Source organism: Herbiconiux liukaitaii (assembly GCF_041927495.1).
GTDB lineage: Bacteria > Actinomycetota > Actinomycetes > Actinomycetales > Microbacteriaceae > Herbiconiux > Herbiconiux liukaitaii.
The window spans coordinates 166,607-179,137 of record NZ_JBHFHG010000006.1; the positions used below are offsets into that span (position 1 = coordinate 166,607).

The 12,531-nt window shown below is 70.9% G+C and carries 11 protein-coding genes; 8 read left to right on the top strand and 3 right to left on the bottom strand.

Going from position 1 to position 12,531, the window contains the following annotated elements; genetic code table 11:
- Window positions 1-25: 25 nt before the first annotated feature.
- On the top strand, window positions 26-1,702 hold the full coding sequence (locus ACEXQC_RS13215; RefSeq protein WP_374822980.1) for an AMP-binding protein: 1,677 nt from the start codon (window positions 26-28) through the stop codon (window positions 1,700-1,702).
- On the opposite strand, the gene ACEXQC_RS13220 is transcribed toward ACEXQC_RS13215, so the two are convergent.
- Complete coding sequence (locus tag ACEXQC_RS13220; RefSeq protein ID WP_374822983.1) at window positions 1,685-2,926, bottom strand: low temperature requirement protein A; 1,242 nt, start codon at window positions 2,924-2,926, stop codon at window positions 1,685-1,687. The two genes, ACEXQC_RS13215 and ACEXQC_RS13220, sit on opposite strands and share 18 nt — an antisense overlap.
- A gap of 7 nt (window positions 2,927-2,933) precedes the next feature.
- Window positions 2,934-3,335: a DUF3592 domain-containing protein gene (locus tag ACEXQC_RS13225; protein WP_374822986.1), complete on the bottom strand. Its 402-nt coding sequence runs from the start codon at window positions 3,333-3,335 to the stop codon at window positions 2,934-2,936.
- A gap of 28 nt (window positions 3,336-3,363) precedes the next feature.
- Here ACEXQC_RS13225 and ACEXQC_RS13230 point away from each other — a divergent pair, with 28 nt between their 5' ends.
- From ACEXQC_RS13230 to ACEXQC_RS13255, 6 genes are all read left to right on the top strand, one after another.
- On the top strand, window positions 3,364-5,049 hold the full coding sequence (locus ACEXQC_RS13230) for a cation:proton antiporter (protein WP_374822989.1): 1,686 nt from the start codon (window positions 3,364-3,366) through the stop codon (window positions 5,047-5,049).
- Window positions 5,050-5,108: 59 nt separating this feature from the next.
- On the top strand, window positions 5,109-5,621 hold the full coding sequence (locus ACEXQC_RS13235) for a gamma carbonic anhydrase family protein (protein ID WP_374822992.1): 513 nt from the start codon (window positions 5,109-5,111) through the stop codon (window positions 5,619-5,621).
- Between the two features lie 20 nt (window positions 5,622-5,641).
- A complete protein-coding gene (locus ACEXQC_RS13240) occupies window positions 5,642-6,577 on the top strand; it encodes an ATP-grasp domain-containing protein (protein ID WP_374822995.1) in 936 nt (311 codons plus the stop codon).
- Between the two features lie 38 nt (window positions 6,578-6,615).
- Window positions 6,616-7,665, top strand: a complete 1,050-nt coding sequence (locus ACEXQC_RS13245) for an LLM class flavin-dependent oxidoreductase (RefSeq protein WP_374823653.1) — start codon at window positions 6,616-6,618, stop codon at window positions 7,663-7,665.
- A gap of 96 nt (window positions 7,666-7,761) precedes the next feature.
- Window positions 7,762-8,922: an acyl-CoA dehydrogenase family protein gene (locus ACEXQC_RS13250; RefSeq protein WP_374823656.1), complete on the top strand. Its 1,161-nt coding sequence runs from the start codon at window positions 7,762-7,764 to the stop codon at window positions 8,920-8,922.
- Between the two features lie 7 nt (window positions 8,923-8,929).
- Entirely contained in the window at window positions 8,930-10,213 is a 1,284-nt protein-coding gene (locus ACEXQC_RS13255) for a glycoside hydrolase family 3 N-terminal domain-containing protein (protein ID WP_374822998.1), read from the top strand.
- 63 nt (window positions 10,214-10,276) lie between these two features.
- Here ACEXQC_RS13255 and ACEXQC_RS13260 read toward each other — a convergent pair whose 3' ends face one another.
- Entirely contained in the window at window positions 10,277-11,350 is a 1,074-nt protein-coding gene (locus ACEXQC_RS13260; RefSeq protein ID WP_374823000.1) for a DUF4349 domain-containing protein, read from the bottom strand.
- Between the two features lie 118 nt (window positions 11,351-11,468).
- Here ACEXQC_RS13260 and ACEXQC_RS13265 point away from each other — a divergent pair, with 118 nt between their 5' ends.
- The gene (locus tag ACEXQC_RS13265; protein WP_374823003.1) at window positions 11,469-12,449 is read left to right on the top strand and encodes an aldo/keto reductase; all 981 of its coding nucleotides are present in this window, start codon (window positions 11,469-11,471) and stop codon (window positions 12,447-12,449) included.
- Window positions 12,450-12,531: the final 82 nt, after the last annotated feature.

A 12,531-nucleotide genomic window follows, 5' to 3' on the forward strand; every position in this document is an offset into this window, starting at 1 on the left:
ACCCCCGCGAGACAGCGAAGAAGCTATGAACCCCTACGAGAACCGTCCGTGGCTGCAGAGCTATTCCGTCGATCTCGCCGCGAGGATCGACGAACCCTCGTTCCGCTCGGTGGGCCATCTGGTATCGAAGACGTGCGAGAAGCACGGCGACTCCACCGCGTACTCCAACATGGGCGCCACGCTCTCGTTCCGCGAGATCGACGAGCTCTCCGACCGCTTCGCGGGCTTCCTGCTCGGTGAGCTGGGGCTCGAGAAGGGCGATCGCATCGTGCTGCAGATGCCCAACCTGCTGCAGTACCCGGTGGCCGTCTACGGGGCCCTCAAGGCCGGTCTCGTCGTGGTGAACGCCAATCCGCTCTACACGCCGCACGAGATGCGCAAGGTGTTCGTCGACTCGGGGGCGACCGCCATCCTCGTGCTGCAGAACTTCGCCGACAAGCTCGCGGCCATCATCGCCGAGACCTCGATCAAGCACGTGGTGCTCACCGACGTGGGCGACCTGCTGCCCGGGCCGCAGCGCCTCCTCACCAACTTCGTGGTCAAGCGCGTCAAGAAGCTCGTGCCACGGCACGGCCTTACCGGCACCACCTCGTTCCGCGAGGCCCTCGCCGCGGGCGCCCGCCACGCAGGGGTCGCCCGCCCCGACGTCTCGCTCGACGACACCGCGCTGCTGCAGTACACGGGCGGCACCACGGGAGGCACGAAGGCCGCCGTCATCACGCACGGCAACCTCGTGGCCAACCAGGCGCAGATGCTCGCCCCCATGCGTCTCCGCCTGCACGAGGGGGAGGAGACGGTGGTCGCCGCCCTGCCGCTCTACCACATCTTCAGTCTCACGGTGAATGCGCTCGCGTTCTTCGCCTTCGGCTCGCACAACGTGCTCATCACCAATCCGCGCGAGACCGCCGACATGGTCAAGACCCTGCAGAAGACGAAGCCGAGTGTGCTCATCCTCGTGAGCACCCTCGCGGCGTCGCTGCTCGAGAGCGAGGGTTTCCGCGCCCTCGACTTCTCGGGAGTCAAGCTCGCGGTGGCGGGCGGCATGGCCGTGCGCGGCGCGACGGCCAAGGCCTGGCGGGAGGCCACGGGCATCGACGTGCTCGAGGGCTACGGTCTCACCGAGGCCTCGCCCGTGGTGTCGGTCAACCCCACGTGGACCACGCCGCGCGTCGGCACGATCGGTCTGCCGCTGCCCTCCACCGACGTCGAGCTGCGCGACGAGGAGGGTGCGCCCGTGCCGCTCGGCGAGTCGGGCGAGCTGTGCGTGCGCGGCCCCCAGGTGATGTCGGGCTACTGGAACCAGCCGGAGAACACCGCGGAGGTGCTCAAGGACGGCTGGCTGCTCACTGGCGACGTGGCCTCGATGGCCGACGACGGCTACATCACGATCGTGGACCGCAAGAAGGACCTCGTGGTGGTCTCGGGCTTCAACGTCTACCCGAGCGAGGTCGAAGAGGTCGCCATGGCCCACGCCAAGGTGAAGGATGCCGGCGTGATCGGTGTGCCCGACGACCGCTCGGGCGAGACCGTCGTGCTGTTCGTGGTGCCGGCCGACGACTCCCTCACCGAAGACGAGCTGCGCGCCTACCTCAAGACCGAGCTGGCCGGCTACAAGCGGCCCACACGCATCCTGTTCCGCGACGAGCTGCCCAAGTCGAACGTGGGCAAGGTGCTGCGGCGCGAGCTACGCGACCTGCTCTGAGGCCGGGCGCAGTCGGCGCTGCCGGCGCGGTCGCCGCACCAGGAGGGTGAGCGCCACCACGAGGGCCACCACCACCGTGATGCCGAGCACCACCGCGGCGAGCGGCACCACGCCCGCTGTGAGCGGCAGCAGGAGCACGACGGCCGCCCCACCGAGCGAGAACGCGGGCGGGATGACGGTGGGCCCGATCAGCGGTCGATACAGCACCCACATCATCACGAGGCAGAGCGCGACCGGCACGGCGATCGAGTAGCCGACGGCCACCATCGACGCCTCCACGTGGTGCCCGAGGGCCTCCACGCTCACCTCGAGGCCCGCGCCCACCGCGGCGAGCGCCACGAAGATCAGGTAGTGCCCGTACCCCCAGTAGTACGACCGCGAGCGGTTCCTCTCGAGGCCCTCGTGCGCCGGTTCGAGGAAGTACACCCACCACAGGCCGAAGAGCAGCGCGAGACCGGCGGCGGCGAGCAGCACGAACTCGCCGCTCGAGGCTCCCGCCGAGATGATCGACTGCACGCCGGCCGTCGAGGCGAGCACGGATTCGCCGAGCAGGATGATGGTGAAGAGGGCGTAGCGCTCGGCCACGTGGTGCGGATGCCACGCGGTGCGGCGAGGGCGCTCGGCCCAGACGGGCACCGCGAGCTCGCACAGCGCGAGCAGGGCGAACACGGCCACCTGGGCCGGGAACGGCAGCTCGCCCGTGGTGAACACCCGGATGATCCAGAGCGCCTGCACCACCGTGATGCCGAGGGCGTAGCGGAGCGCCGTGGGCCTGCCCTCTGGATCCTGCGCCGCCGCGCGCAGCCATTGCGCCACGAGGGCGAGACGCATGATGAAGTACCCCGTGGTGATGAGCAGGTAGTCGCCGGTCTCGAAGGCGCTCGGCACACCCGCCGCGAGCACGAGCACACCCCCCATCTGCAGCATCGTGAGCAGCCGGTAGGGCACGTCGTCGGTGTCGTAGGCGGAGGCGAACCAGGTGAAGTTGAGCCACGCCCACCAGATGGCGAAGAACACCATGAGGAAGTTCGGCAGGGCGGTGTCGAAGTGGTCCTCGGCGATGGCGTGGGCCAGCTGGGTCACGATGGAGGCGACCGCCACCACGAAGGTGAGGTCGAAGAGCAGCTCGAGCGGGCTCGAGACCCGGCCCGGCTCGTCGACGTCGCGGCCGCGCATCCGCACGAAGGGCAGCAGCTGGCGGGTCGGGGGCGCGCTCGCGGTCATGATCAGATCATAGGAACAGCAGCACGAACTGCAGCACGATCGCGAAGATCCCCGCTCCGAGGAGGATCCATCCCGTGGTGCGGAAGGCGCGCCCCTCGTGGCTCGGCTCGTCGGCGCGGCCCACGGCGGGATCGCGCGGATTCACGTAGACGGTGAGCTCGTCGCCCGGCTCGAGCACCTGCGTCTCGTCTTCATGGGCCGGTGCCTGGTAGAGCACGTTGTCCTCGCCCAGCCAGCGGTAGGCGCGCTCGCCGCGGTCGTCGAGCACCACCACGCCGAGCGTCTCGCGCCAGCCGCGGAAGAACGCGCCGCGCACGTAGCCGACGATGAGCAGCAGCACCCCCGCGCCGATGCCGATCCAGCCGAACAGCTCGGTGATGAGCATCACGGCGTCGATCGGATCCTGCATGGTCAGTACTCTAGCTAGGCTGAGCCCCGTGAACGGCGTGCAGCTCCTCCTCGTGATCGTGGGGGCCATCGCCGTGACCGGGCTCGCCCAGCGGCGGGGGCTGCAGCCGGCCCTCGTGATCACGATCGTGGGCTTCGCGGCGTCGTTCATCCCGGGCTTCACCCGGCTCGAGCTCGACTCCGAGATCATCCTCGGTCTCGTGCTGCCGCCGCTGCTCTACTCGGCGGCGCTGCAGTTCTCGTTCGCCTCCTTCGCGAAGAACCTGCGGCCCATCGTCGGTCTGGGTGTGGGGCTCGTGGTGATCACGGCCCTCGTGGTGGGTGCCTTCTCCGCCTGGGTGGTGCCCGCGCTCACCCTCGGATCCGCTCTCGTGCTCGGCGCCATCGTGGCGCCCCCGGATGCCGTCACGGCTGTGTCGATCGGCCGCAAGCTCGGCCTGCCCAAGCGCGTCATGTCGATCCTCACGGGTGAGAGCCTCGTCAACGACGCGGCCGCGCTCACCCTCTTCAGCATCACGGTGGCCGCGGTCGCGGGCACCCACACCTTCATCGAGAACCCGCTGCTGCTCTTCGGCTACAGCTCGGTCGTGGGCATCGTGGTGGGCCTCGCGCTCGCCTTCGTGGCGGTCGCCATCCGTCGCCTGCTGCAGGACTCGGGGCTCGAGACGGTGCTCGGCCTCATCGTGCCGTTCGCCGCCTACCTGCTCGCGGAGCAGCTCGAGGCCTCCGGAGTGCTCGCCGTGGTGGCGGCCGGGTTCGCGGTGGGCGGCTCGTCGGTGCGCACGGGGTACCAGACGAGGCTGCAGGAGCGGCAGGTCTGGTCGTCGCTCGACGTGCTGCTCGAGGCGTTCGTGTTCGCCTACATGGGGCTGCAGCTGCGCTTCGTCATCCAGGACGTGGAGGAGGCGGGCGACTCGGTCTGGTCGATCTTCGCGATCGGTGCGCTCATCCTGCTCGTGGTGCTCTTCATCCGGCCGGTGTGGGTGTTCGTCTCGTTCGGCCGCAACTTCCTCTCCGACAAGATCCTGCGGCGCAGGCTCGCGAGCGACGAGCGGCTGCAGGAGCGCATGCGTGTGACCAACGAGCGGCGGGCGGCGCGGGGCCTGAAGCCCAGGCACTTCCCCATCTTCCTGAACTGGCGCGAGAGCCTCGTGGTCTCGTGGACGGGCATGCGCGGTGTGGTGACCCTCGCGGCGGCGGCCGGTGTGCCGCTCGCGCTCGCGAACGGCGATCCGTTCCCCGGGCGGCCGGAGATCCAGGCCATCGCGTTCCTCGTGGCCGTGGGCACGCTGCTCGTGCAGGGGCTCACGCTGCCGCTGCTCATCCGCTCGCTGGGGCTGAGCGATCCGGGGCAGGACGAGTACGACCGGGCGCAGGCCGAGCACGCGCGGCAGGTGGCGCGAGCCGCCTCCGCCGAGGTCTTCGACGGGTTCCTGAGCTCGCCGCCCGCCGGAGTGGCCCCCGAACTGCTCGAGCGCATCGCCGAGCGCGTGGCGAAGCAGTCGGACGACGCGGAGCAGGACGAGGCCACCCTGGGCGACGACCGTGGCGCCGAGTTCGGTGCCCTCTACCGGCGGGTGCTGACCGCGCAGCGCCTGGCGATCGTGCGCGAGCGCGAGGCGGACAGGCTCGACGACGACGCGGCCAGGGACTTCCTCGAGAAGCTCGACTACCAGGAGGCGGCGATCGTCTCGCGACTCGGCGACCGGCTCTGACCCACTCCCTCGGTCGGTCCCGACCGGGCTCCGACCACCCCGCGACACAGGAGACGACGATGCTCATCACCTACGACGGCGAGACCCCCGAGATCGACCCGAGCGCCTGGGTGGCGCCCACCACCACCGTCATCGGGCGGGTGCGCCTCGCCGCCACGGCGAGCGTGTTCTACGGCGCGGTGCTGCGCGGCGACAACGACCCGATCGTGCTGGGGGAGGGCTCGAACCTGCAGGACAACGTGGTGGTGCACACCGATCTCGGCAGCCCCACCACCATCGGCCGCGGGGTGAGCGTGGGCCACAGCGCGGTGCTGCACGGCTGCACGGTGGAGGACGACTGCCTCATCGGCATGAACGCCACGGTGCTGAACGGAGCCGTCATCGGCACGGGATCGCTCGTGGCGGCCGGTGCCGTGGTGCTCGAGGGCACGATCGTGCCGCCCGGTTCGCTCGTGGCCGGGGTGCCCGGGAAGGTGCGGCGCGAGCTCGCGCCGGAGGAGCGCGAGGGCATCCGGCGTAACGCGGAGACTTATCTCCGGCTCTCGGCCGCCCATCGGGAAGCGACCTCCTGAACCGCTCCTAGACTCGGAGGATGGCTTCGACCCCGCGCGTGCACATCATCCACGAGAACCCCGAATGGCTGCCGCCTCTCGCCGCCGCGTTCGAGGCGGAGGGTGTGCCGTTCACCGAGATCCTGCTCACCGAGGATGCCGTGCACGAGGGCATCGACCTCTCGGCGGCGCCGGCGCCCGGCGTCTACTGGTCGCGGATGAGCGCCTCGGCGCACACCCGCGGCAACCCGCACTCCAAGGACTACACGCGGGCGCTGCTCTCCTGGCTCGAGAACTCCGGGGCGCGCGTGGTGAACGGGCGATCCGTGATCGACCTCGAGGTGAGCAAGGTCGACCAGCACCTGCGCCTCGGCCGGGCGGGGTTCGACGTGCCGCGCACCGTCGCGGTCTTCGGGCGCGGAGGGCTCGTGGCCGCGGCCCGCGACTTCGAGCTGCCCTTCATCTCGAAGCACAACCAGGGCGGCAAGGGCCTCGGGGTGCGGCGCTTCGACAGCCACGCGGAGTTCGAGGCCTACGTGACGGGGCCGTCGTTCGAGGAGCCCGTCGACGGCATCACGCTGCTGCAGGAGTTCCTCGTGGCGGCGGAGCCGTTCGTGACGCGCGCCGAGTTCGTGGGCGGGCGGTTCGTGTACGCCGTGCGGGTCGACACCTCTGCCGGCAGCTTCGAGCTCTGCCCGGCGGATGCCTGTGCGGTGCCGGGTGCGGATGGGGTGACCCCGCCGCCGCTGTTCTCCCTGAGGGAGGGCTTGGAAGGGGATCCGCTGATCGCCCGCTACGAGGCGTTCCTCGCCGAGAACCTCATCGACATCGCCGGGATCGAGTTCATCGAGACCGCCGATGGGCGCCGGGTGACCTACGACATCAACACCAACACGAACTACAACCCGGATGTCGAGGCGGCGAGCCCCGTGTCGGGCCCGCGCTCGATCGCGCGCTTCTTGGGCGGGCTGCTCTGATGGGGGCCGCATCTGAGGGATCCGTGCCTGTGACGCCCATGCGGTTCGGCTACTGGACCCCGATCTTCGGCGGGTGGCTGCGCAACGTCGACGACGAGGAGACGCCCACGACCTTCGCCCACGTCAAGGAGATCGCGCAGACCGCCGAGGCCACGGGCTTCGACGTGACGCTCATCGCCGAGCTCAACCTCAACGACATCAAGGGCCAGGAGGCGCCGAGCCTCGACGCATGGGAGCTCGCCGCCGCCGTGGCGGCCGTCACCTCGCGCCTCGAGATCCTCACCGCCATCCGCCCCGGTTACCACCTGCCCGCCGTGGCGGCGAAGCGGGCGGCCACGATCGACGACATCAGCGGCGGTCGCTTCACGCTCAACGTGGTGTCGGCGTGGTGGGCCGAGGAGGCGCGGCAGTACGGCGGCATCTTCTCCGAGCACGACGACAGGTATCGGCGCAGTCTCGAGTTCGTCGAGATCCTGCGCGGGCTGTGGTCGGAGACGCCGTTCAGCTTCTCGGGCGAGTACTACGAGCTCACGGACACCTACCTGTCGCCCAAGCCGCAGGTGCAGCCGGTCATCTACGCCGGCGGCGAGAGCGAGGGCGGCAAGAACGCCATCTCGCGCTTCGCCGACGCCTACGTGACCCACGGCGGCACTCCCTCCGAGCTGCGCACGAAGATCGCCGACCTCACCGCGCGGCGAGCCGCCGTCTCCGCCACGCCGTTCTCCTCGTTCGGCATGGCCGCGTACGCGATCGTGCGCGACACCGAGGAGGAGGCGCAGGCCGAGCTCGAGCGCATCACGGATGTGCGGGGCGGGGCCGCCTACGAGTCGTACCAGGACTTCGTGTCGAAGTCGCAGCTCGAGACCACCGTCGACCTGCGCGACTACTCGGTGTCGAACCGGGGGCTGCGGCCGGATCTGGTGGGAACGCCCGATCAGGTGGCGGAGCGGATCGTGGAGTTCTCGCGGGCCGGCGTCGACCTGCTGCTGCTGCAGTTCTCGCCGCACCTGCGCGAGATGCAGCGCTTCGCGGCGGAGGTCATCCCGCGCGTGCGCGCACTGGAGGCCGCCGCCCTCGAGGCCCGCTGACCCGAGGGTGGGGTCGTCTCCGCTGACGTGACTGGTAGGGGCGGATGCGCTGACCTCACTGTCAGGGGGCGTAGGTAGTGTGGCGGCATGGCCGAGATGACACCCGCGGAATCGTTGATCGGCGACGAACTGCTGCAGCGCATCCGGTCGCGGGCCTCCGTGCACGACCGCGAGAACACCTTCCCGGTCGACGACCTGCGCGAGCTCGCCGAGGTGGGCTACCTGCGCATGTTCGCCCCCGTCGACGACGGCGGGCTCGGCTTCGGCCTCGAGCGCGTGGCCCGCGAGCAGACCCGCTTGGCCACGGCGGCCCCCGCCACGGCGCTCGCCCTCAACATGCACCTAGTGTGGACCGGCGTGGCCAAAGTGCTGCTCGAGCGCGGCGACGACTCGCTGCGCTGGGTGCTGCAGGATGCGGTGGCCGGCGAGGTCTTCGCGTTCGGCAACAGCGAGGCCGGCAACGACCTCGTGCTCTTCGACTCGCGCACCGCGGCGGTGCCGGCGGCCGACGGGTCGTACGCCTACACGGGCCGCAAGATCTTCACGTCGCTCTCTCCCGTCTGGACCAGGCTGGGGGTCTTCGGGCGCGATGACAGCGACCCCGAGCATCCGCTGCTCGTGCACGCCTTCCTCGACCGCAGCACCGCCGGTGTCACGACGCTCGACGACTGGGACACCCTGGCCATGCGGGCCTCGCAGAGCCGCACCACGGTGCTCGACGGCGCCGTGGCCGAGGCGTCGCGGGTGATCAGGCGGCTGCCCGTGGGGCCGAGTGCCGATCCGCTCGTCTTCGCCATCTTCTCGAACTTCGAGATCCTCGTGGCCGCGGTCTACACGGGCATCGGCCAGCGGGCTCTCGAGCTCGCCGTGGAGGCCGCGCACCGGCGCACCTCGCTCAAGTTCGGGGGGCGGCCGTACGCGCATGACCCCGACATCCGCTGGAAGCTAGCGGCGGCGGGGATCGCGCAGGACGGCATCCCGCCGCAGATCCGGGCGCTCGCCGTCGACCTCGACGAGCACGTGCAGCACGGCGCCGCCTGGTTCCCGCTGCTCGTGGGGCTCAAGGTGCGCGCCACCGAGAACGCGCGGTTCGTGGTCGACCAGGCGCTGCGTGTCTCCGGCGGCTCCTCCATCGCCAACTCGAGCGAGCTCGGGCGGTTGTACCGCGATGTGGTGGCGGGCATCTTCCACCCCTCCGACGGGGAGTCGGCGCACTCCACCGTGGCGAACGCTCTGCTCGGGCCGATCCCGGAGTGAACGCCTCATGAAGACCAGGGCGCGGGTGATCGCGGCCGGGCTCGTCGTGCTCGTGGCGGCGGGGCTCGGCGGGTGCGTGGGCGGTGCGCCGGGCAACGCGGGCTCGGTGGAATCCACGGCGGATTCCACTGCGGGTGGCAGCGCTTCGGGTGCGACCGCAGAGGGTGGGGCCGGCGCGGGCGGGGGTACGGTGGCGCGGGCGCGCGGCGAGTTCCCGGTGGTCACGCGGCAGCAGCAGGTGCGGCTCTACGCCCAGGTGAGGCTCGACACCATGACGCTCGAGCAGAAGATCGCGTCGCTCTTCATGGTGCACATCGCGGGCAGCGATCCGGCGCCCGTGCGGGCCTACCTCGCGGCGCACGATACCGCCGGCGTGCTGCTGCTCGGCGACAACGTGCCGGGGAGCACGGCGCAGACGGCGGCGTTCACGGCCGCGCTCCGCTCGGGAACCCCAGGCAGCGGCGGCACCGAGGGGCTCGGCACCCTCGTGGCGATCGACGAGGAGGGCGGCATCGTGGCGCGCCTCTCGGCCGACACCTTCGCCTCCGCCGAGACGCTCAAGAGCCAGCCCGTGGAGGCCACGACCGAGGCCTTCCGCCAGCGGTCAGCGCTGCTCGACGAGACCGGCATGAGTGTGAACTTCGGCATCGTGGCCGATGTGACGAGCGACCCATCCTCGTTCATCTACGAGCGCGCCCTCGGCACGGATGCCGGCGGGGCGAGCGAGCGGGTGGCGGCCGCCGTGGGCGCGGAGGAGGGTGTGGTGTTCAGCACGCTCAAGCACTTCCCGGGGCACGGTGCGGCGTCGGGCGACTCGCACAGCTCGGTGCCGACGACCGATCTGCCGCTCGACGCGTGGCGAGCGGAGGACGCTCCGCCGTTCGCCGCCGGCATCGACGCGGGCGCCGAGCTCGTGATGTTCGGTCACCTCGTGTACTCGTCGGTGGATGGTGCGCCGGCGTCGCTGTCGAAGCCGTGGCACGACATCCTGCGCGACGAGCTCGGGTTCGACGGTGTGGCCGTCACCGACGACCTGCTCATGCTCGAGGCCTCAGGGGTGCCCGCCTACGCCGACCGCACGGCCAACGCGATCGCGGCGATCGGCGCGGGCAACGACCTGCTGCTCTACAACACGACGGTCGACGTTCCCGCGCTCGTGACGTCGGTGGCGTGGGCGGTGCGCACAGGAGCCCTGTCGGAGGACACCGTCGACGAGGCGGCGCTCCGCACCCTCGAGCTCCGCCGCGAACTCTGGCTCCGCCAGAACCCCACCCCCGCCCCCGCGGAGTAGCGCCGCCGGGCGGGCGCGCCAGGGATTAGGTGGGCGCCGCGCCAGGCCGCATCCATCCGCTGCTCAGACCGCGGGTGGCCCCTGGGGCTGATCCGGCTGCGGGGGCTGCTGAGTCTGGCCGGCCTGCTGAGGAGCCTGGGTGGACTGCTGCTGCTGCTGGGTGGGCTGCTGTTCCGGCTGGGTGGGCTGCTGCGGGCGCATGGGCTGGTGGGCCGGCGCGGCGGACTGCTGCTGCGCTGCGGACTGCTGCTGTGCGTGCGGCTGCGTGGCCCGGCGGGAGCCGCGGCGGCTGAGGGCCACGATGAGCACGATCACGCCGGCGATCACCGCGAGCGGCAGCAGCCACGGGAGGAGCACACCGATCACCACGACGAGCCCGCTGAGCGTGGCCACGAGCGACGCCCATCCCACCGCGAGTCCGCTCCAGAAGTCACCGGGTGCGCTCGAGGGCAGTGCGCCCTTCTCGCGCAGGTCGAGCGTGAGGGTGGAGTACGAGATCTGATCGGCCAGGTACTCCTTCTGCGACTTGAGGCTGTCGAGCTGCCCCTGCCTGTCGGAGATGGCCGTCTCGAGCTCCACGAGGTCGGCCGTCGTGGCCGCGCTGTCGACGAGGGCGAGCAGCCGGTCGACCGAGGCCTGCAGGGCCTCGATCTGCGCGTCGAGATCGCGCACCTGGAGGGTCACGTCGCTCGAATCGACCGAGACGGAGTCGACGGTTCCGAGGTCGCGGAGGCTCTCGATGGCCGCATCCACGTCGTCCGAGGGGATGCGCACGGTGAGCTGCGAGCTCGCCCGGCTGTCGTCGGTGCCGCTCTGCTGCGAGCGGGAGTCGATGCGCCCGTCGAACGAGTCGACCAGGGCGACCGCTTCGTCGGTGGCCACCTGGGCATCGTCGACCGTGATGCTGATCCAGCCCGTGGTGATGACGCTCTGCTCGGCGGGCAGCTGCGACTCGTCGGCGAACCCGCTCTCACCGGAACTCACCTCGGCCGGGCCTTCCTGGCTCGAACCGCTGTCGGGGGCCGATCTGTCGATGGCGGAGGGGTCGCTCGCCGTGGACGACCCCTGCGAGGAGGAGCACCCCGCGAGGAGCACGACGGCGAGCACGGCAGCGGAAGCGAGGATCGGTCGTTTCATGCCGCCAGACTAGGGACGGCACGCTGGGACCGGGCTGGGTCGCTCCGGATGGTTATCCGGTCGTTACCCGCGCTCCCGCGCCGAGCGGCCCGCACGCCGACCGCATAGAGTCGCAACCATGGACACTCGCACCCTCGGACGCACCGGACGCACCATCTCCTCCATCGGACTCGGCACCTGGCAGCTCGGCGCGGATTGGGGTGACGTCGATGAGGACTCGGCCCTCGACGTGCTCGCCGCCTCCGCCGAGGCCGGGGTCACCTTCTTCGACACCGCTGACGTCTACGGCGACGGTCGCAGCGAGCAGGTGGTCGGCCGCTTCCTCGCCGAGAACCCCGGTTCGGGCATCACGGTCGCCACCAAGATGGGCCGCCGCGGCCCGCAGGAGCCGGGGGAGTTCACGCTCGAGAACTTCCGCGCCTGGACGGATCGCTCGCGCAAGAACCTCCGCGTCGACACCCTCGACCTCGTGCAGCTGCACTGCCCGCCCACGCCCGTGTTCTCCACCGACGCCGTCTACGACGCGCTCGACACCCTCGTCGACGACGGGGCCATCGCGGCCTACGGCGTGAGCGTCGAGACGTGCGACGAGGCCCTCGCCGCCATCGCGCGGCCAGGCACCGCGACCGTGCAGATCATCCTCAACGCGTTCCGGCTGAAGCCGCTCGACGAGGTGCTGCCCGCCGCGAGCGCAGCCGGAGTCGGCATCATCGCGCGGGTGCCGCTGGCCTCGGGCCTGCTGAGCGGCCGCTACACGGAGTCGACCACGTTCTCGGCCGACGACCACCGCTCGTACAACCGCGACGGCAGCGCGTTCGACGTGGGGGAGACCTTCTCGGGAGTCGACTACGCCGACGGGGTCAAGGCGGCCCAGGAGTTCGCGGCGCAGCTGCCCGAGGGTGTGGCGCCGTCTGCGGCCGCGATCGCGTGGGTGGCCGCTCAGCCGGGTGTCTCTGCCGTCATCCCCGGGGCGCGCAACCGTGCGCAGGCCGAGTCCAACGCGGCCGCCGGTTCGCTCGAGCTGCCCGCAGGGCTCGACGCCGCCGTGCACACCCTCTACGACCAGTACTTCCGCGCCGCCATCCACCCCCGCTGGTAGCGCACCGGCCGTTGTGCCAGCACCGCCCGGCCCGACTGGCGGTCGGGGGTGCGGGTGTGGCGGTTCCGCCGGTAGCGCTTGG